This window comes from Georgenia sp. X1117 (assembly GCF_057784635.1).
The window spans coordinates 197,764-217,099 of record NZ_CM173492.1; the positions used below are offsets into that span (position 1 = coordinate 197,764).

18 protein-coding genes are annotated in these 19,336 nt (G+C 73.8%); 17 read left to right on the top strand and 1 reads right to left on the bottom strand.

The window, feature by feature from the left end:
• Positions 1 to 166: 166 nt before the first annotated feature.
• From thrS to AC3D3D_RS00970, 17 genes are all read left to right on the top strand, one after another.
• Complete coding sequence (gene thrS / locus AC3D3D_RS00890) at positions 167 to 2,263, top strand: threonine--tRNA ligase (RefSeq protein ID WP_463661465.1); 2,097 nt, start codon at positions 167 to 169, stop codon at positions 2,261 to 2,263.
• A gap of 14 nt (positions 2,264 to 2,277) precedes the next feature.
• Complete coding sequence (locus AC3D3D_RS00895; RefSeq protein WP_463661464.1) at positions 2,278 to 2,922, top strand: HIT family protein; 645 nt, start codon at positions 2,278 to 2,280, stop codon at positions 2,920 to 2,922.
• Positions 2,922 to 3,551: a CDP-alcohol phosphatidyltransferase family protein gene (locus AC3D3D_RS00900; RefSeq protein ID WP_463661463.1), complete on the top strand. Its 630-nt coding sequence runs from the start codon at positions 2,922 to 2,924 to the stop codon at positions 3,549 to 3,551. Before AC3D3D_RS00895 ends, AC3D3D_RS00900 begins: the two co-directional genes overlap by 1 nt.
• Before the next feature lie 2 nt (positions 3,552 to 3,553).
• Positions 3,554 to 4,573, top strand: coding sequence for a phosphatidylinositol mannoside acyltransferase (locus AC3D3D_RS00905; protein ID WP_463661599.1), 1,020 nt, complete (start codon positions 3,554 to 3,556; stop codon positions 4,571 to 4,573).
• Positions 4,570 to 5,811, top strand: coding sequence for a glycosyltransferase family 4 protein (locus tag AC3D3D_RS00910; RefSeq protein ID WP_463661462.1), 1,242 nt, complete (start codon positions 4,570 to 4,572; stop codon positions 5,809 to 5,811). Before AC3D3D_RS00905 ends, AC3D3D_RS00910 begins: the two co-directional genes overlap by 4 nt.
• A 9-nt stretch (positions 5,812 to 5,820) precedes the next feature.
• A complete protein-coding gene (locus AC3D3D_RS00915; RefSeq protein ID WP_463661461.1) occupies positions 5,821 to 6,963 on the top strand; it encodes a PrsW family intramembrane metalloprotease in 1,143 nt (380 codons plus the stop codon).
• Positions 6,956 to 7,531: an NUDIX hydrolase gene (locus tag AC3D3D_RS00920; protein WP_463661460.1), complete on the top strand. Its 576-nt coding sequence runs from the start codon at positions 6,956 to 6,958 to the stop codon at positions 7,529 to 7,531. The genes AC3D3D_RS00915 and AC3D3D_RS00920 overlap by 8 nt, the downstream gene beginning before the upstream one ends.
• Before the next feature lie 141 nt (positions 7,532 to 7,672).
• Positions 7,673 to 8,434, top strand: a complete 762-nt coding sequence (locus tag AC3D3D_RS00925; protein WP_463661459.1) for a YebC/PmpR family DNA-binding transcriptional regulator — start codon at positions 7,673 to 7,675, stop codon at positions 8,432 to 8,434.
• Positions 8,435 to 8,463: 29 nt separating this feature from the next.
• On the top strand, positions 8,464 to 9,222 hold the full coding sequence (locus AC3D3D_RS00930; RefSeq protein ID WP_463661458.1) for a sulfite exporter TauE/SafE family protein: 759 nt from the start codon (positions 8,464 to 8,466) through the stop codon (positions 9,220 to 9,222).
• Positions 9,223 to 9,245: 23 nt separating this feature from the next.
• The gene (gene ruvC / locus AC3D3D_RS00935) at positions 9,246 to 9,866 is read left to right on the top strand and encodes a crossover junction endodeoxyribonuclease RuvC (RefSeq protein WP_463661457.1); all 621 of its coding nucleotides are present in this window, start codon (positions 9,246 to 9,248) and stop codon (positions 9,864 to 9,866) included.
• Between the two features lie 116 nt (positions 9,867 to 9,982).
• Positions 9,983 to 10,627, top strand: coding sequence for a Holliday junction branch migration protein RuvA (gene ruvA, locus AC3D3D_RS00940; RefSeq protein WP_463661456.1), 645 nt, complete (start codon positions 9,983 to 9,985; stop codon positions 10,625 to 10,627).
• Positions 10,611 to 11,651 carry a Holliday junction branch migration DNA helicase RuvB gene (gene ruvB / locus AC3D3D_RS00945; RefSeq protein ID WP_463661455.1) on the top strand — a complete coding sequence of 347 codons (1,041 nt, stop codon included), beginning with the start codon at positions 10,611 to 10,613 and terminating at the stop codon, positions 11,649 to 11,651. Before ruvA ends, ruvB begins: the two co-directional genes overlap by 17 nt.
• Before the next feature lie 108 nt (positions 11,652 to 11,759).
• Complete coding sequence (locus AC3D3D_RS00950; protein WP_463661454.1) at positions 11,760 to 12,188, top strand: preprotein translocase subunit YajC; 429 nt, start codon at positions 11,760 to 11,762, stop codon at positions 12,186 to 12,188.
• Between the two features lie 10 nt (positions 12,189 to 12,198).
• The gene (gene secD / locus AC3D3D_RS00955) at positions 12,199 to 14,217 is read left to right on the top strand and encodes a protein translocase subunit SecD (RefSeq protein WP_463661453.1); all 2,019 of its coding nucleotides are present in this window, start codon (positions 12,199 to 12,201) and stop codon (positions 14,215 to 14,217) included.
• The gene (gene secF / locus AC3D3D_RS00960; protein ID WP_463661452.1) at positions 14,217 to 15,323 is read left to right on the top strand and encodes a protein translocase subunit SecF; all 1,107 of its coding nucleotides are present in this window, start codon (positions 14,217 to 14,219) and stop codon (positions 15,321 to 15,323) included. The genes secD and secF overlap by 1 nt, the downstream gene beginning before the upstream one ends.
• Complete coding sequence (locus tag AC3D3D_RS00965) at positions 15,320 to 15,868, top strand: adenine phosphoribosyltransferase (protein ID WP_463661451.1); 549 nt, start codon at positions 15,320 to 15,322, stop codon at positions 15,866 to 15,868. The genes secF and AC3D3D_RS00965 overlap by 4 nt, the downstream gene beginning before the upstream one ends.
• Before the next feature lie 53 nt (positions 15,869 to 15,921).
• The gene (locus tag AC3D3D_RS00970; protein ID WP_463661450.1) at positions 15,922 to 18,219 is read left to right on the top strand and encodes a RelA/SpoT family protein; all 2,298 of its coding nucleotides are present in this window, start codon (positions 15,922 to 15,924) and stop codon (positions 18,217 to 18,219) included.
• A gap of 63 nt (positions 18,220 to 18,282) precedes the next feature.
• On the opposite strand, the gene AC3D3D_RS00975 is transcribed toward AC3D3D_RS00970, so the two are convergent.
• Entirely contained in the window at positions 18,283 to 19,320 is a 1,038-nt protein-coding gene (locus AC3D3D_RS00975) for a saccharopine dehydrogenase family protein (RefSeq protein ID WP_463661449.1), read from the bottom strand.
• Positions 19,321 to 19,336 lie beyond the last annotated feature (16 nt).

The window sequence follows — 19,336 nt, forward strand, 5'->3', positions numbered from 1 at the left end:
TCTCCTGGTGTCGGCCGGCCACCAGGATGCCTGCCGCGCGGCCCCGTCGGCGGCCCCGTCGATGGGGAGCGCGACCCGGTGCGTGCGGGCGTCGGTAGCATGGCTCAGCACCCGCGCCGACGGGCGCGACGAGTCCGCAGCACCCACCGCGAGGAGCCACACCGCCATGTCCGTACCCCCCGTCACCGTCCGCCTCGACGACGAGCTCCTCGAGGTGACCCCGGGGACGACGGGCACCGACCACCTCGACTGCCGACGCGACGTCGTCGCCCTGCGCGTCGACGGCGAGCTGCGCGACCTCGACACCGACCTGTCCACCCTCGGCGATGGCGCCGTCGTCGAGTCCGTGACCATCGACAGCCCCGACGGGCTGTCGATCCTGCGCCACTCGACCGCGCACGTCCTCGCCCAGGCGGTGCAGCAGGTGAACCCGCAGGCCCGGCTCGGCGTGGGCCCGCCGATCACCGACGGCTTCTACTACGACTTCGACGTCGACGAGCCCTTCACCCCCGACCAGCTCCGCGAGCTGGAGAAGGTGATGGGCCGCATCGTCAAGGAGGGCCAGCGCTTCGTGCGCCGCGTGGTCACGCGCGAGGAGGCCGAGGCCGAGCTCGGCGCCGAGCCGTACAAGCTCGAGCTCGTCGCCCTGGCCGGCGGGCCCGGCTCGGGGGGGAACGCCGAGGACGGCACCGAGGTCGCCGAGGGCGCGGCCGTGGAGGTCGGCGGCACCGAGCTGACGATCTACGACAACGTCCGACGCGGGGGAGAGGTGGCCTGGGGCGACCTGTGCCGCGGCCCGCACCTGCCCAGCACCCGGCTCATCGGCAACGGGTACAAGCTCATGCGCTCGGCCGCCGCCTACTGGCGCGGCTCGGAGAAGAACCCCCAGCTCCAGCGCATCTACGGCACCGCCTGGCCCACGAAGGCCGAGCTCACCGCGCACCTCGACCGGCTCGCCGAGGCCGAGCGCCGCGACCACCGCCGGCTCGGCTCCGAGCTCGACCTCTTCTCCTTCCCCGACGAGATCGGCTCCGGCCTGCCGGTGTTCCACCCCAAGGGCGCGATGATCCGGATGGAGATGGAGGAGTACTCGCGCCGGCGCCACGTCGAGGCCGGCTACTCGTTCGTCCAGACCCCGCACATCACGAAGAAGAACCTCTTCGAGACCTCGAAGCACCTCGAGTGGTACGCGGACGGCATGTACCCGCCGATGCACATCGACGAGGAGGTGGGCGCCGACGGCCAGGTCACCAAGCAGGGCCAGGACTACTACCTCAAGCCGATGAACTGCCCCATGCACAACCTCGTCTACCGCTCGCGCGGCCGTTCCTACCGCGAGCTGCCCATGCGGCTGTTCGAGTTCGGGCACGTCTACCGGTACGAGAAGTCCGGGGTCGTGCACGGCCTGACCCGGGCACGCGGCTTCACGCAGGACGACGCGCACATCTACACCACCCGCGAGCAGATGAAGGACGAGCTCTCCCGTCTGCTCACCTTCGTCCTCGACCTCCTGAAGGACTACGGGCTCGACGACTTCTACCTCGAGCTGTCCACCCGCGACCCGGAGAAGTCGGTCGGCGACGAGCAGACCTGGGAGGAGGCCACCGCCACGCTCGCGGAGGTCGCCGCCGAGTCCGGGCTCGAGCTCGTCGACGACCCGGGCGGCGCCGCCTTCTACGGCCCGAAGATCTCCGTCCAGGCCAAGGACGCCATCGGCCGGACCTGGCAGCTGTCCACCATCCAGCTCGACTTCTTCGAGCCCGAGCTCTTCGAGCTGGAGTACACCGCCAGCGACGGCAGCCGGCAGCGCCCGGTGATGATCCACCGCGCCCTGTTCGGCTCCATCGAGCGGTTCTTCGGCGTGCTGCTCGAGCACTACGCGGGCAGCTTCCCCGCCTGGCTCTCGCCGGTGCAGGTCCTCGGCATCCCCGTCGCCGAGGCCTTCGAGGGGCACCTCGCCTCCGTCGCCGACAAGCTGCGCGCCGAGGGGGTGCGGGTCGAGCTCGACGTGTCCGACGACCGCTTCGGCAAGAAGATCCGCAACGCGGCCAAGGTCAAGGCCCCCTTCGTGCTCATCGCCGGCGGCGAGGACGAGGAGGCCGGCGCCGTCTCCTTCCGCTACCGCGACGGCAGCCAGCGCAACCAGGTGCCCGTCGACCAGGCGGTCGCCGAGATCGTCGCCCACGTCCGCTCACGCGTGAACGCCGACCCGGCCGCGCCCGGGTCGGAGGGTGCCGCCGACGAGACCGCCGTCGCGGGCTGAGCGGGGGACGATCGATGACCACCGAGGAGCCCGCCGAGGACCTGCCCGGGGTTCCCGACGCCCTCCAGCGGCTCTGGACGCCGCACCGGATGGTCTACGTCGGCGACGCCGGCGGCGAGGTGCGGCCCCGCGCGGGCGGCGAGGAGTCCTGCCCGTTCTGCACCTCACCGGGGCGCGGGGACGCCGAGGGGCTCATCGTGCACCGGGGGTCGAGCGCCTACGTCGTGCTCAACCTCTTCCCCTACAACCCCGGGCACCTGCTCGTGTGCCCCTACCGCCACGTCGCCGACCTCACCGACCTCACCGTGGCCGAGCGCGAGGAGGTCGCGGCGCTGTCCACCCGCGCGATGCGCGTCATCCGCGCCGTCTCCGCCCCGGCCGGCTTCAACCTCGGCATGAACCAGGGAGCCGTGGCCGGCGCCGGGATCGCCGCCCACCTGCACCAGCACGTGGTGCCGAGGTGGGCCGGCGACGCCAACTTCCTGCCCGTCGTCGCCCGCACCAAGGCCGTGCCCCAGCTGCTCGACGAGACCCGCACGCTGCTCGCCGAGGCGTGGGGCGACCCGGCGCACGACGACCCCGCGCACGACGATCCGGCGACGCCGGACGGCGCGAGCGGGGACGCCGACCGGGGCCCCGGCGCGCGGCCGAGTCCCTGATGCTCTCCTCGAACGGGCGCGGGATCACCGAGGCGCTCCTCGGACCGGTGACGCGCCTGCTCGTCCGGCTGCGGGTCCCGGCCACCGCGGTGACCCTGGCCGGGGGAGCGGTGACGCTGGCGGTCACCCTCGCCCTGGTGCCCACCGGCCACCACACGGTCGGTGCCCTCGTGCTCGGCGCGACGGTCCTCGTCGACGCCCTCGACGGCCAGGTCGCGCGGGCCACCGGCACCTCCTCCCGGTTCGGCGCCGTCGTCGACTCCGTCACGGACCGCATCGTCGACGGCGTCCTGCTGGCCGCGATCGTGCTGTACGCCGTGCGGGCGGTCCCCGGCGCCGAGGGCACCTGGCTGGCCGCCGCCGGCCTCGCGGCGCTGCTGGCCGACCAGCTCGTGCCCTTCACCAAGGCCCGGGGCGAGGCCGAGGGGTTCACGGTCACCGGCGGGCTCGCCGAACGGGCGGACCGCCTCCTCGTCGTCCTCGTCGCCCTGCTCGCCCACGGGCTCGGTGCACCGGCCGGTGTCCTGGCCGCGGCCCTCGGTCTCGTCGCGCTCGCCGGGCTGGTCACCGCCGGTCAGCGGCTCGCGCAGGTCATCGCCCAGGCGCGGGCCCAGGGGAGCGGCACGTGAGTATGGACCCGCTGCGGCTGCTGCCGGCGGCCGCCCGGCTCGTCGAGCGCGTGCCCGAACCCGTCCTCGACCGGGTGACCGCCGGCCTCGGGACGCTCGCCGGGTCGCTGCCCACCGCGCGCAACCGGCGCATCGCCACCCACACCGCGCGGCTGCGACCCGACCTCAGCCCCACCCAGGTCGATCGGGCCGTGCGTGCGAACATGCGCGGCTATCTGCGCTACTTCGCCGAGGCGCTCACCCTGGGCCGGGCGCGCCCGGAGCAGGTCCGCGCCCGCATGCGCACGGTCGGGCGCGAGCACGTCCAGCCGGTCTTCGACAGCGGCCGCCCGGTGGTCGCGGCGCTGCTGCACGCGGGCAACTGGGACCTCGCCGGGGCCTGGTCGTGCCTGGACATGGCCACGGTGCTCACCGTCGCCGAGCGGCTGCGGCCCGACGTCCTGCACGAGCAGTTCCTCGGCCTGCGCACCGATCTGGGCATGCGCATCGTCGTCGACGACGGCTCCCCCGTCCTGCCGCGTCTCGTCGAGGAGGCGCCGCGACGGCCCTACCTCGTCCCGCTGCTGGCCGACCGGGACCTGGGCCGCTCCGGGGTCGAGGTCGAGGTCTCGGGTCACCCGATGCTCGTGGCCGCCGGTCCCGCCGCGCTGGCCCTGGCGATCGACGCCACGCTGGTCGTCATCACCATCCGCCACGAGCGGCTCACCGGAGCGCGCGCGGCGCGGGCGGGCAGCCGGTGGGGGATCGTCACCAAGTTCAGCGCGCCGGTCACGGCCGGCGACCTGCGGCCCGGGGCGGACGGCGCGGGAACCGGCGGCCCGGGCACGGACGGCGGTGCGCGGCCGGTGGACCGCGCCGAGGTCGTCGCGCTCACGCGTGCCTGGGCGGGCGTCGCCGAGCCTTTCCTGCGGGACCACCCCGAGCAGTGGCACATGCTCCAGCCGGTCTTCACCGCCGACCTCGATCGCGACCGGCTCGCCGCCCGGCACGCGCGCGAGGACGTCTCGCCCGCCGTCGCATGAGGATCGGCATCGCCCACCCCTACGACGTCGCCCACCCCGGTGGGGTGGACGCCCACGTCCGCCAGCTCGCCGCGGCCCTGCGCGCACGCGGGCACGAGGTGCTCACCCTGGCTCCGGGCAGCACGCCGCGCGAGCCGCACGAGACGGTCACCGGGCCGGGGCTACCGTTCCGCTTCAACGGGTCGGTCGCCCGCGTCGCCCCGCGCCCGACGACGGCGCTGCGCGCCCGCCGGTGGGTGCGCGGAGCCGACCTCGACGTGCTCCACGTCCACGAGCCCGAGGTCCCCTCCGCGTCCGCCTTCGCCCTGCGGGCGGCCGCGCGCGCCGGCGTCCCCGTGGTGGCGACCTTCCACGCCTCGATCGACCGGATCGGACCCCTCGGCCCGCTCCGGCGCGCCCAGCGCCGCCACCTGCGCCCGCTGGCCGCCCGCATCGCCGTCTCCGCCGAGGCCGCCCGCACGCAGCGGGACTGGCTCGGCGCCGAGTGCGAGGTCATCCCCAACGGCATCGACGTCGCCGCCTTCCGGCCCACCGCGTCGGGCGCCGTCGAGCTCCCGCGCGCACAGGAGCTCCCGGACGCGCCGGAGCCGACCGCGGCTGAGGGGCAGGCCCCCCGCGTCCTGTTCCTCGGGCGGGCCGACGAGCCGCGCAAGGGCCTGCGCGTGCTCGCCGAGGCGTGGCCGGCCCTCGCCCGTCGGCACCCCGGGGCCCGGCTCGTCGTCGCCGGTCCGGGCGTACCCGCCGCCCAGCGGTTGCTCGCCGACCGCGCCCCCGGCGCGGAGATCCTCGGCCGGGTCGGTGAGGAGCACAAGATCGCGCTGCTGCGCGACGCGGATGTGTTCGTCGCCCCCCACACCGGCGGCGAGAGCTTCGGGATCGTCCTCGTCGAGGCGATGGCCGCCGGAGCCCCCGTCGTCGCCGCCGACCTGCCGGCCTTCGCCGCCGTCCTCACCGCCGGTGATGAGGCGGACGACGCCCGGCACGCGGACGAGGGCCAGGGCCGCCTCGGCCTGCTCGCCCGCAACGGGGACCCGGGCGACCTCGCCGACCGCATCGACGAGGCCCTCAACGACCGCGCGGCCGCACGCGCACGCGCCGACCGGGCCGCCGCCGCCGTGGAGCGCTACGACTGGTCGGTCGTGGCGGCCCGCGTCGAGGCGGTCTACCGGCGCGTGACCTCCGGCGCAGGGCAGGACCGCCCGGGCGGGGCACCGGCCGAGGCCGCGCGGGACTCCTAGGGTGTGCCCGTGACCTCCCCGACGAGCATCGGGCGCGGACCGGGCCCGGGCCGCACCCCCACCTCCTGGCCCGCCCCGCGACGGCGGTCGACGACCGTCACCCTGGTCGAGCTCGGCGCGATCCTCCTCGCCGCCCTCGGACTGACGTGGATCCTGCCCCAGCTCATCGGCGGGACGTCCGGCCCGGGCCAGATCGCCGTCGCCGTCGCGCTGGCGGTGGTGCCCTTCGTCGGGATCCTCCTGCTGCTGCGCTGGATCGACGCCTGGGAGCCCGAGCCGCGCGGGCTGCTGCTCGTCGCCCTGGCCTGGGGCGCGGGCGTGGCCACCGCGGTGGCGGCCACCGGGAACTCCCTCGTCCACGAGGTCCTCGCCCCCGAGGTCGGCGCCGAGCGGGCCGCCACCCTCACCGCGGTGCTCAGCGCGCCGGTGACGGAGGAGGTGATGAAGGGCCTGGGCCTCGTCGTCGTCCTGCTCATCGGGCGCGGGCAGCTCCACGGACCGGTCGACGGCGTCGTCTACTCCCTGGCGATCGGCGGCGGCTTCGCCGCGGTGGAGAACATCCAGTACTTCCTCACCTACTGGGACTCCGTCACCGCGGTGTTCATCCAGCGCGGGATCATGACCCCGCTGGTGCACCCGGTGTTCACCGTGTGCACGGGCCTGGCGCTGGGTTTGGCCGTGCGGTCGCGCCGACCCGGCCGGTGGCTGCTGGTCCTGCCCGGCCTGCTCGCCGCCGTCGCGCTGCACGCCCTGTGGAACTGGACGGCCGTGACCGGCTCCTTCCTCCAGGTCTTCTGGTCCTTCCAGGTCCCGCTCTTCGCCGCGCTCGTGGCCCTCGTGCTGTGGCTGCGCCGCACCGAGCACCGCTCGATCGCCCGCGGGCTGCGCGACTACGCCGCCGCCGGGTGGTTCGCCCGCTTCGAGGTCGACATGCTCATGTCCACCCGTGCGCGCCGCGACGCCGTGCGGTGGAGCGCGCGGGCCGGACGCCGGTCCAGGAACGCGATGATCGACTTCCAGCAGGCCGCCGTCGAGCTCGCCCTGGCGCGCCACGGTGCCCGGGCGGGGCGGCCGTCCGCCGACCACCGTGAGCGCGAGGCCGCCCTGCTGCACCGCGTCGTCACCGACCGTGAGGTGTTCACCCGTGCCTGAGTCCCGTCCCCCCGCTCCCGAGGAGCCCGACGACGTCCTCGGCCCCGAGTGGGTCCCCGGCGCCGACGGCATCCCCTTCCGCCGCGGCGCGCGGGTCCTCCTGCTCGACGAGGCCGGTGACCTGCTGCTGGTCGAGGGCCACGACGGCGACGACGACGCGCACCGCTGGTGGTTCACCGTCGGCGGCGGCATCGGCCCGGAGGAGGACCCCCGCACCGGCGCGGTGCGCGAGCTCGCCGAGGAGACCGGGATCGAGCTCGCGGCGGGGCACCTGCTCGGGCCCGTCGCCACCCGCAGCGCCACCTTCCGCTTCGTGCGCCGCACCGTGCGCCAGGACGAGATCTTCTTCGTCGGGCGCGTGCCCGGCCGCCGCCCGTCGACCTCGGCGGCGGGGTGGACCGACCTCGAGCGGGAGGTGCTCGACCAGGTGCGCTGGTTCAGCCCCGCCGAGCTCGACGCGCTCGTGGCGGAGGGCGGCACCGTCTACCCGTCCGAGCTGCCCGGGCTGCTCCGCACGCTGGCCCAGGGCTGGGACGGCAGCTGCCCGCACCTGACCCAGGACGACTGACCGGCCGCGGACCCCGTCGCGTCGACGAGGCGCGGGTCCGTGCGGAAGGTACGATGCCCGACGGACCTGGCGCCGTCGACGCGCGGTGCACGCCGCGTTCCGGACGCCGACACCGAGCGGGACCGAGGCGAGGGAGAGACGATGGCCGGACATTCCAAGTGGGCGACGACCAAGCACAAGAAGGCGGCGATCGACGCCAAGCGGGGCAAGCTGTTCGCCCGCCTGGTGAAGAACATCGAGGTCGCGGCCCGCACGGGCGGCGGTGACCCGACCGGCAACCCCACCCTGTTCGACGCCATCCAGAAGGCGAAGAAGAACTCGGTCCCGTCGAGCAACATCGACAACGCCGTCAAGCGCGGGTCCGGCGAGCTCGCCGGCGGTGCCGACTACGAGACGATCATGTACGAGGGCTACGCCCCCGGCGGCGTCGCGCTGCTGGTCGAGTGCCTCACCGACAACAAGAACCGTGCGGCCTCTGACGTGCGGGTGGCCTTCACCCGCAACGGCGGCAACCTCGCCGACCCCGGTTCGGTCGCCTACCTGTTCAACCGGCGCGGCGTCGTCGTGGTCCCCAAGGCCGAGGGCGTGGCCGAGGACGACGTCCTGGCGGCCGTCCTCGACGCCGGTGCCGAGGAGGTCACCGACGAGGGGGAGACCTTCGAGATCCTCTCCGAGGCCACCGACGTCGTCGCCGTGCGCACCGCCCTGGTCGACGCCGGCCTGGACTACGACTCCGCCGAGACCCAGTTCGTCCCCTCCATGGAGGTCACCGTCGACGCCGAGGGCGCGGGCAAGGTGATGCGCCTCATCGACGCGCTCGACGACCTCGACGACGTGCAGAACGTCTCCAGCAACGTCGACATCCCCGACGAGGTCCTCGCCGAGCTCGACCAGGAGGACTGAGCCGTCCACGGATCAGCCCCGGTGGCCTGATGTCCGGAGTCGAGATCGCGGTGGCCGTCCTCGCCGTCGCGGTGGGGGCCACGCTGCAGCGGGTCTCCGGCATGGGCGTGGGCATGGTTGTCGCCCCCGTGCTGTCGTTGCTGCTCGGACCGGTCACGGGGGTGTGGCTGACGAACGCCACCACCACCGTCTCGGCCCTGGTCATCTGGCGGGCGATGGGCCGTCCGGTGGACCGGCCCCGGCTGCGCGTCCTGCTGCCGTGCGTCGTGCTCGGCGCGGTGCCTGCGGCCCTGGTCGTGCGCGAGCTGCCGCTGGCCTGGCTGGAGATCATCGTCGGCGCCGTGCTCCTGCTGGGGCTGGCCGGCACCGCGCTGGCCGCCGCGGCCGACCGGCTCCCGCAGGTGAGCGGACGCCTCGCCGCCGGGATCGCCGGGGCGGTCGGCGGCTTCTTCAACACCACCGCCGGGGTGGCCGGCCCCTCCCTGGTGATGTACAGCCGGCTCTCGCGCTGGCCGCACGCCTCGTTCGTCGCCTCGCTGCAGCCCACCTTCTTCACCATGGGCCTGCTCTCGGTACTGTCGAAGGTCGCCGTGGGTGCCAACCCGGTCGACGCCCTGCCGCCGTGGTGGGTGGTCGTCCTGCTGGCGGCCACCGTGGTGGCGGTCGTCCCCCTGGCCGGGGTGCTCGCCCGCCGGGTGCCCTCGGAGTCGGCCCGGCGTCTCGTCATGCTCGTCGCCGGCGCCGGGGCGCTGGCCACACTCGTGCGCGGCGTTGCGCGCCTGCTGTGAGCGCGGATGACACAGTGGACGGCGTGCGCATCCTCGGAGTCGACCCCGGCCTGACCCGCTGCGGCATCGGCGTGGTCGACCGCGGCAGCGGCCGCACCGTCTCCCTGGTCCACGTCGAGGTTGTGCGCACCGACGCGGAGACCGACCCGCACCTGCGGCTGCTCGCCGTGGCCGACCGGCTCGACGCCGTGCTGGCCCAGTACCGGCCCGACGTCGTGGCCGTCGAACGGGTCTTCGCCCAGTCCAACGTCCGCTCGGTCACCGGCACCTCCCAGGTGGCCGGGGTCGCCATGCTCGCCGCCGCGCGCGCCGGCGCGGCCCTCGCCCTGCACACCCCCAGCGAGGTCAAGGCGGCCGTCACCGGGGACGGGCGCGCGGAGAAGCGGGCGGTCCAGGAGATGGTGCGCCGGATCCTCACCCTCGAGGTGGCACCCCGTCCGGCCGACGCCGCCGATGCGCTGGCCCTGGCCATCTGCCACGCCTGGCGCGGCGGCGCGCTCGGGACCGGGTCGGCGACGGCGCAGCACGGCGGGGCGGGCATGCTCCCCGACGCCTCCGGCGCGGGCCTCACCCCGGCGCAGCGCGCGTGGGCGGGGGCGGAGCGCCGGGCGCGCCGCGCGGGCGCCGTCGCCCCGCGCCGCTAGGCTGTCGAACACATGTTCTTCCGGCGGCACCCCTCGGCGCTCCCGGGGCCGGAGCGGCTCCCGGCGCGCCGAGGCAGCGGTGGCCGCCGCAGCCACGGAAGGAAGGGACCACGCCGGTGATCTCATCGCTGCACGGGACGGTGGGCCGGGTCGGCCTGCAGGAGGCCGAGATCGTCGTCGGCGGGGTCGGCATGACCGTCCAGGCCGCGCCGGGCACCCTGGCCACGCTGCGTGAGGGGGCCGCGGTGACCGTGGCGACCTCGCTGGTGGTCCGCGAGGAGTCCCTCACCCTGTTCGGCTTCGCCGAGGTCGACGAGCGCGACGTCTTCGAGACCCTGCAGACGGTCTCCGGGGTGGGCCCGCGCCTGGCGCTGGCGATGACCGCGGTGCTCAGCCCCGACCAGCTCCGCCGGGCCGTGGCCGAGGAGGACCTCACCACGCTGCAGCGCGTGCCCGGCATCGGGAAGAAGGGCGCCCAGCGGATCGTCCTCGAGCTGGGCACCCGGCTCGGCCCGCCCGAGGACCTCGCGCCCGAGGGGGGCACCGGTACCACCGACGCCGCACCCGGCGCGGGCGTCCCGGCCTCTGGCGGGCAGGCCGAGGAGGTCGTCGCTGCCCTCACCTCCCTGGGCTGGAACGAGGGGCAGGGACGAGCCGCCGTCGACGCCGTGCTGGCGGCCGAGGACGGACCCGGCGCGGACGACGTGCCGGCGCTGCTGCGGGCCGCGCTGCGGCAGCTGGGTGGTGGCCGCCGTGGCTGAGGGGCGCGAGGAGGACGACGTCCTGACGACCGGCGCGGACGACGTCGAGCGGGCCGCCGAGGCCGCGCTGCGCCCGCGCCGGCTCGCGGACTTCATCGGCCAGCGCGTGGTGCGCGACCAGCTGGCGCTCGTGCTGTCCGCCGCCGCCGCCCGAGGCACGGCGCCGGACCACGTCCTGCTCTCCGGCCCGCCCGGGCTCGGCAAGACCACCCTGGCGATGATCATCGCCGCCGAGGTCTCGGGCCACCTGCGCCTGACCTCGGGCCCGGCGATCACCCACGCCGGCGACCTCGCCGCGATCCTGTCCTCGATCGAGCCGCACGACGTGCTGTTCATCGACGAGATCCACCGCCTCGCGCGTCCCGCCGAGGAGATGCTCTACCTGGCGATGGAGGACTTCCGCATCGACGTCGTCGTCGGCAAGGGTCCCGGCGCGACGTCGATCCCGCTCGCGCTGCCGCGCTTCACCGTGGTCGGCGCGACGACCCGGGCCGGCCTGCTGCCGGCCCCGCTGCGCGACCGCTTCGGCTTCACCGCCCACCTCGAGCACTACAGCGCCGACGAGCTCGTCCAGGTGCTCACCCGCTCCGCGACCCTGCTCGACCTCGAGCTGACCGCCGACGCCGCGAGCGAGCTCGCCGCCCGCTCCCGCGGCACGCCCCGCATCGCCAACCGGCTGCTGCGCCGCGTCCAGGACTACGCCCAGGTGCGCGGCACCGGCGTCGGGGACCTCGAGGCGACCCGGGCGGCACTGACGATCTTCGAGGTCGACGCGCTGGGGCTCGACCGGCTCGACCGGTCCGTGCTCACAGCCCTGTGCACCCGGTTCGGCGGGGGACCGGTGGGGCTGACGACCCTGGCCGTGTCCGTGGGCGAGGAGCCCGAGACCGTCGAGACCGTCGCCGAGCCGTTCCTCGTGCGCGAGGGGCTCATCGTGCGCACCCCGCGCGGCCGGGCGGCCACCGCCGAGGCCTACGCCCACCTCGGGCTCACCCCGCCCGCCGAGGGCACGCTGTTCACCTGAGGCGACCGGGTCCGGCACGGGAGACGACGGTCACCGGGACCTGGGCCCCGTCGCCCGGCCGACGCCCTACACTGTCGGGGTTGCTCCCTCCGTCTGATTGGTTGACCCGTGGACCCGATCTTCCTCCTTCTCATCGTCGGCATGATCGGCATGTTCTGGTTCATGTCGCGCCAGGGAAAGAAGGCCCAGCAGCGTCAGCGCGAGCAGGTGGAGCAGGCCCTCGTCCCCGGCGGCTGGATCCAGACCATCGCCCGCACCTACCACCAGGTCGTCGAGGTCAACGGTGACATCATCACCCTGTCCAACCCCGACGGCAGCGAGTACCTCGTGCACCGCTCCGGCATCGCCTCGGCCTCCCAGTCGCCCTACGAGCTGATGTCCGACGGCTCGCACGACGACCTCGACGATGAGGACGCCACCCCCGCCGACGACGCCGCGCAGGCCACCGAGGCCGGCGGCACCACCGACCGCCCGGCGATCGAGCAGTCGGACGACTTCTTCGACGACGGCCGCAAGGGCCGCGACGACCGCGCCTGACCCGCCACCCGTGTCGGACCCCACCACGCGGCGCAGCCCGCGCCGCTCCAACGCGCCCAGGCCCCTGCGCACCCTCATCGGGCTGCTCGTCCTGACGATCGCCCTGGTGGGCACGCTCGCCGCCGGGAACCTCGCCGGCAGCGCCTCCTGGGCGCCGCGCCTCGCGCTCGACCTCGAGGGCGGCACGCAGGTCATCCTCACCCCGCGCACCACCGACGGCTCGGCCGTGGACGACGAGGACATCGCCCAGGCGATCGAGATCATCCGCAACCGCGTCGACGGCTCCGGCGTCGCCGAGGCCGAGATCACCAGCCAGGGCGGGCAGAACATCGTCGTCGCCATCCCGGGCCGGGCCTCGGAGGAGACCCTCGACCTCATCCGGCGCTCCGCCCAGCTGCGCTTCCGTCCGGTGCTCTCCATCCAGGGCCCGACGACGATCGACCCCGCCTCGCTGCTGCCCGAGGAGGCGGCCAGCGACGGTCCGGAGAGCCCCACCGACGGTGGGGAGGTGCCCACCGACGGCGGTGAGACGCCCTCGGAGAGCTCCTCTGAGTCCGCGAGCGCGGGCGTCGAGCGGGCGATCGAGGCAGCGGCGGACGCGCCGACCGACGGCCCCGGCGCGGCCGAGATCCCCGACGAGGTGCGCGGCGCGGCGTTCATCGCCGCCGACGAGGACGGCGACGGCACGCTGTCGACCGAACCCTCCGCCGAGCCGGCCGACACCTCGGACCAGGCCTGGATCTCCGAGCGCGTGATGTACGACTACTACGCGCTGGACTGCACCGACCCGGCCAACATCGCCGGTGGCTGGCCCGACGACTCCGACACCGCCGTCGTCGCCTGCGACAGCTCGGGGCAGTCGAAGTTCATCCTCGGCCCCGCGGTCGTCGAGGGCACGCAGCTGACCGGTGCGAGCTCGGGCATGCAGACGAACAGCCAGGGCGTCTCGACCGGCCAGTGGGCCGTCAACATCGAGATGAACTCCGAGGCCACCGACGTCTTCGCCGAGGTCTCCCAGCGCCTGCCCACCCTCGAGACGCCCCGCGACCAGTTCGCCATCGTGCTCGACGGCGTGGTCATCTCCTACGCGGGCTTCACCTCGCCGATCCTCGACGGCAGTGCGCAGATCACCGGGAGCTTCACCGACGAGGAGGCCAACGCGCTGGCCAACCAGCTGAACTTCGGTTCTCTGCCCATCACCTTCGAGGTGCAGTCCACCGAGCAGATCTCCGCGACGCTCGGCTCGGAGCAGCTGGTCAACGCCGCGCTCGCCGGGCTCATCGGGCTCGTCCTCGTCGTCGGCTACATGATCTGGCAGTACCGGGGCCTCGGCCTGCTGTCCGTGGCCAGTCTCGTGGTGGCGGCCGCGCTGACCTACCTCGTCATCGCGCTGCTCAGCTGGTCGATCAACTACCGGCTCTCCCTGCCGGGCGTGGCCGGCCTCATCATCGCCATCGGCACCACGGCCGACTCCTTCATCGTCTACTTCGAGCGCATCCGCGACGAGATCCGCGACGGCCGCACCCTGGCCTCGGCCGTCGAGCACGGGTGGAAGCGCGCCCGCCGCACGATCATCGCGGCCGACGCCGTCAACGTCCTCGCCGCGATCGTGCTGTACATGCTCGCCGTCGGCGGGGTGCGCGGCTTCGCGTTCACCCTCGGCCTGACGACGATCATCGACCTCATCGTCGTCGTCATCTTCACGCACCCGATGATGCAGCTGCTGGTGCGGATGCCGTTCTTCCGGGACGGACACCCACTCTCCGGGCTCTCGCCCGAGCGACTCGGTGCCGACCCTGCCCGCTACCGGGGGGCCGGCCGGTTCCGTTCCCCCGACAAGGCGGGGAAGAACGATGACCCGGACGCCGCCGGCGGCACCGGCAAGGGGGCCGCCACGGGCACGACCATCGCCGAGCGGCGGGCGGCCGAGCGCCGCGCCGAGCGGGAGAAGCGGAAGAAGGAACGGGAGAGGTCGGTGGACCCCTACGCGGACATCGGCGGTCCCGGCGACGACGGGGCGGTGGTGTGATGGCCTCGCTGGCCTCGATGGGCAACGACCTCTACACGGGGAAGCGCTCGATCGACTTCGTCGGGCGGCGCCGGACGTGGTTCGTCATCGTCGTCCTCCTCATGGCCGCCTCGGTCGCGGTGCTGCTGATCAAGGGGATCAACCCCGGCATCGACTTCCGGGGCGGGTCCCAGTTCACCGTCTCCGGCGCCTCCACGACCGAGCAGTCCCTCGCCGTCGACGCCGTTACCGAGGCCGGTGGCGAGGCGCCGCGGGTGGCGGAGGTCGGCTCGAGCACCCTGCGCGTGCAGACCTCCGAGCTGAGCGACGCGCAGACCCGTGAGGTCAGCGCGGCGCTGGCCGAGGCCTACGACGTGCCCGTCGACGACGTCACCGCCACCTTCGTCGGACCGACCTGGGGCGCCGACGTCACCGAGCAGGCGCTGCTGTCCCTGGTCATCTTCCTCGCGCTCGTCACGGTCGTCATGATCCTGTACTTCCGTGCCTGGACCTTCGCCGCGGGGGCGATCTTCGCGCTGCTCAACGACGTCGTCCTCACGGTCGGCGTCTACGCGGCCATCGGCTTCGAGGTCACCCCGTCCACGGTCATCGGCTTCCTCACGATCCTCGGCTACTCGCTCTACGACACCGTCGTGGTCTTCGACAAGGTCAGGGAGAACACGGCCGACGTCCTCGAGCAGGGCCGGGACACCTACGCCGAGCGGGCCAACCTCGCCGTCAACCAGACGCTCGTGCGATCGATCAACACCTCGGTGACGGGTCTGCTCCCGGTCGGGGCGATCCTCGTCATCGGCGTCGGGATCCTTGGGGCCAGCACCCTGGGGGACATCGCCCTCGCGCTGTTCGTCGGCATGCTGCTGTCGACCGTGTCCTCGGTGTTCATCGCGGCCCCGGCCGAGGTGAGCCTGCGGTTGCTCACCGAGGACTACCGGCAGCACACTCGCGACGTGCTCGACGAGCGCGCCGGGGCCGGCGCGGGCGACGGGCCGGGGACGGACGAGGACGAGATCGAGCTCGTCGAGGCGACCGACACCGTGTCCGCGAGCATCGACGGCGGGACCGACGACGGGGACGGCAGCGACCGTCCCGGGAGGAAGAAGCGATGACCAGCGAGCCGGCGAGCTTCGCCCCCGAGATCGCGACGATGCTCAATGAGCACATCGACCTCGTCCCGGACTACCCGGAGCCGGGCGTCCTGTTCCGAGACATCACCCCGCTGCTCGCCGACGGTCCGGCCTTCGGCGCGCTCGTGACGGCCGTCGCGGAGCGCTACCGGGGCCAGGTCGACGCCGTCGCCGGTCTCGAGTCGCGCGGCTTCATCCTCGGTGCGCCGATCGCGGTTGCCCTCGGCGTCGGCATGATCACCGTCCGCAAGGCCGGACGTCTGCCCGGCGAGGTGCTCGGCGCCGACTACGAGCTCGAGTACGGCCGGGCGCGCATGGAGGTCCGCCCCGCCACGGTCGCCGCCGGCCAGCGGGTCCTCGTCGTCGACGACGTGCTCGCCACCGGCGGGACCGCGGCCGCCGCCTGCCGGCTGATGGAGGAGGCCGGCGCCGAGGTCGCCGCGCTGGCCATGCTCATCGAGCTCGCCGAGCTCGGGGGCCGCGCCAGGCTCGAGGGACGGCGGGTCGACTCCGTCATCATCGTCTGAGGGCGGGAGCGCCGGCGTCGGCCGGGGTTGCCGGGGCCGACTAGGATCCAAGGATGACGATGGAGCGGACACCGCAGCCGACGGCCTCGCCGTCGGGGTGGGGACGCTCGCGCCTGGTGTGGCTGGGCGGACGCTCCCACCAGTTCCCGGCGGCGATCGAACCGGTCATCGGTGCGCTGCGCGCGAACCACCCCAAGTCGGACCTCCAGCTCGTCAAGCGTGCCTACGAGGTCGCCGAGCGCGCCCACGAGGGACAGCTGCGCAAGTCGGGCGAGCCCTACATCACCCACCCCGTCGCGGTGACGACGATCCTCGCCGAGCTCGGCATGCCCGACGTCGTGCTCGCCTCGGCGCTCCTGCACGACACGGTCGAGGACACCGACTACTCCCTGGACCAGGTCCGCCGGGAGTTCGGTGAGGAGATCGCGCTCCTCGTGGACGGGGTGACCAAGCTCGACAAGGTCAGCTACGGCGAGGCCGCGCAGGCCGAGACCGTGCGGAAGATGGTCGTGGCGATGGCCAAGGACATCCGCGTCCTCGTCATCAAGCTCGCCGACCGGCTGCACAACGCGCGCACCTGGAAGTACGTCAAGCCCGAGTCCGCGCGCCGCAAGGCCCGCGAGACCCTCGAGATCTACGCGCCGCTGGCCCACCGCCTCGGCGTCAACACCGTCAAGTGGGAGCTCGAGGACCTCTCCTTCCGCACCCTGTACCCCCGGGTCTACGAGGAGATCGACCACCTCGTCGCCGAGCGGGCGCCCGCTCGGGACGAGTACCTGGCCAAGGTGCGCACCCAGATCGAGCAGGACATCAAGACCCACAAGCTCAAGGCCGTCGTCACCGGCCGGCCCAAGCACCACTACTCGATCTACCAGAAGATGATCGTCCGCGGCCGGGACTTCGACGACATCTTCGACCTCGTCGGTGTGCGGGTCCTCGTGGACTCGGTCGGCGACTGCTACACCGTCCTCGGCGCCGTGCACGCCCGCTGGACCCCCGTGCCCGGGCGGTTCAAGGACTACATCGCCATGCCGAAGTTCAACCTCTACCAGTCGCTGCACACGACCGTGCTCGGCCCCGGCGGGCGGCCGGTGGAGATCCAGATCCGCACCCACGCCATGCACCGGCGCGCCGAGTACGGCGTGGCCGCCCACTGGAAGTACAAGGAGAACAACGTCTCCCGGGCGGGTCAGGCCGGCGCCGACCCCGCGGGCGGCGAGATGGGCTGGCTGCGGCAGCTCGTGGACTGGCAGAAGGAGACCGCCGACCCCGGCGAGTTCCTCGACTCCCTGCGCTACGAGATGGCGGGCTCCCAGGTCTACGTCTTCACCCCCAAGGGGGACGTGCTCGCCCTGCCGGGCGGGTCGACGGCGGTGGACTTCGCCTACGCGGTGCACACCGAGGTCGGGCACCGCACCGTCGGGGCGAAGGTCGGCGGCAAGCTCGTCCAGCTCGACCGGCGCCTGGAGAACGGCGAGACCGTCGAGGTCATCACCTCCAAGGCCCCCGAGGCCGGCCCTTCGAAGGACTGGCTCAGCTTCGTGGCCAGCCCGCGGGCGAAGAACAAGATCCGACAGTGGTTCACCAAGGAGCGCCGCGAGGAGGCCATCGAGGTCGGCAAGGCCTCCCTGGCCAAGGCGATGCGCAAGCAGAACATGCCGATCCAGCGGCTGATGAGCGCCGAGGCCGTGCACGCGCTCGCCGTGGAGATGCGCTACGCCGACGTCTCCGCCCTGTACGCGGCCATCGGCGAGGGGCATGTCTCGTCGGGCAACGTGGTCACCAAGCTCGTCCAGTCGATGGGCGGCGACGACGGCGCCGAGGAGACCCTGGCCGAGGCCACCATCCCCGGCGAGCGCACCCCGGTGCGCCGCACCGGGGACTCCGGCGTCACCGTCGCGGGCATGGACGGCGCGGACGTGTGGGTGAAGATCGCCCGCTGCTGCACGCCGGTGCCCGGGGACCCGATCGTCGGCTTCATCACCCGCTCCCAGGGCGTGTCCGTGCACCACGCGGAGTGCCAGAACGTCGAGCAGCTGCGCACGCAGAGCGAGCGGCTGGTGGACGTGTCCTGGGTGGAGAATCCCGAGTCGACCTTCCTCGTCCAGGTCCAGGTCGAGGCCCTCGACCGGCACGGCCTGCTCTCCGACCTCACCCGGGTCCTCTCGGAGAACCACGTCAACATCCTGTCCGCCTCGATCTCGACGACGCGCGAGCGCGTGGCGCTGGGCCGGTTCGTGTTCGAGATGGCCGAGACCGCGCACCTCGGCTCGGTGCTCACCGCGATCCGTCAGGTCCAGGGCGTCCTGGACGTCCAGCGGGTGATGGGTCGGAAGACCGACCGGAACTGAGGGACCAGTCGGCCACGCCTCGTCGCCGACGAGGATGGGGCCCGTGCGGCGCGTGAGCGACGCTCAGGCGACGCCGACCCGCACGACGTCCTCAGGAATCAGCGGTAGCACCGCGTCCAGGGTCGTCAGATCCGCAGGGATTCCCGCCCCGACGAGCCTGCCACCCACGGCGAGCGACGTGAGCGCGGCGGCGGTCGCCGCCGTCGCGCCGTAGTCCGAGCGGGAGTCGAAGCGCAGGCCGGCGCCACGGGCGGGCCCGTCGTCCGGGACGACGAGCGCGCGGACGACGAGGGAGGCCTCCTCCGTGCGCGAGGGGTCGTGCCGGGCGAGACGGCCGAGTCGCGGTGCGACCGCGTGCAGCAGGCCCAGCCGGGACAGGGCGGCGAGGCCGAGGGTCTGGGCGCGCGAGTCCCATCCGGTCCAGTACCGGATGCTCGCCCCGGGCAGGTGCCGGTCGAGGACGCCGGCCTCCTCGTAGCCGATGAGCCGGACCCCGTCCTCGCGCGGGTGGCGCACGGTCAGGCCGCGCACGCGCCTGTCGCCCAGCTCGACGGGGGCGGCGACGAGCTGCAGCAGGTCGGTCACGCCCGTCGGTCCGACGTCGGCGTTGGAACTCTGGCGCAGGACGAGCTCGACGTGCAGCTGGTGGATGGCCGCCCCGGGATCGCCGGTGAGGCGCGCTGCGAGGTGTGTGGCGGCCAGGCCGGACAGGCCCGGGAACATCCCCGCCATCGCCACGCTCGCCAGGCCTGCTCTCCGGACCATGCCGTCGATCGCGCGTGCCCTGCGCGCCGTGCCGGCATCGGGGGCGACGTCGAGGACGTGCACACCCAGGCGCAGCCCCACCGTACGGACGATCGCGGTGGGCGCCGGGACGGTGAGGACCGCGGCGTCGGCACCGGTGAGAGCAGCCTCGACGGAGTCGCGGTCGCCGACGTCGAGGTGGACGTGCTCGTCGGCACCCACCCGGTCCCTGGTCGCTGAGGCGCGGTCGCCGCGGTGGTCCCCAGCGACGACGACGGCGCCCGGCACGACCCTGAGTGCGGCGCACACCTGCGCGCCCAGCCGGCCGGAGGCCCCGGCGACGACGATCCTCGGCATCGGCACTCCTTCGTCG

Bases quoted from the DNA above. Each gene is read 5' to 3' on its own strand.
- thrS (WP_463661465.1), top strand. From the start codon at position 167: ATGTCCGTACCCCCCGTCACCGTCCGCCTCGACGACGAGCTCCTCGAG.
- AC3D3D_RS00895 (WP_463661464.1), top strand. From the start codon at position 2,278: ATGACCACCGAGGAGCCCGCCGAGGACCTGCCCGGGGTTCCCGACGCC.
- AC3D3D_RS00900 (WP_463661463.1), top strand. From the start codon at position 2,922: ATGCTCTCCTCGAACGGGCGCGGGATCACCGAGGCGCTCCTCGGACCG.
- AC3D3D_RS00905 (WP_463661599.1), top strand. From the start codon at position 3,554: ATGGACCCGCTGCGGCTGCTGCCGGCGGCCGCCCGGCTCGTCGAGCGC.
- AC3D3D_RS00910 (WP_463661462.1), top strand. From the start codon at position 4,570: ATGAGGATCGGCATCGCCCACCCCTACGACGTCGCCCACCCCGGTGGG.
- AC3D3D_RS00925 (WP_463661459.1), top strand. From the start codon at position 7,673: ATGGCCGGACATTCCAAGTGGGCGACGACCAAGCACAAGAAGGCGGCG.
- AC3D3D_RS00930 (WP_463661458.1), top strand. From the start codon at position 8,464: ATGTCCGGAGTCGAGATCGCGGTGGCCGTCCTCGCCGTCGCGGTGGGG.
- secF (WP_463661452.1), top strand. From the start codon at position 14,217: ATGGCCTCGCTGGCCTCGATGGGCAACGACCTCTACACGGGGAAGCGC.
- AC3D3D_RS00965 (WP_463661451.1), top strand. From the start codon at position 15,320: ATGACCAGCGAGCCGGCGAGCTTCGCCCCCGAGATCGCGACGATGCTC.
- AC3D3D_RS00970 (WP_463661450.1), top strand. From the start codon at position 15,922: ATGACGATGGAGCGGACACCGCAGCCGACGGCCTCGCCGTCGGGGTGG.
- AC3D3D_RS00975 (WP_463661449.1), bottom strand. From the start codon at position 19,320: ATGCCGAGGATCGTCGTCGCCGGGGCCTCCGGCCGGCTGGGCGCGCAG.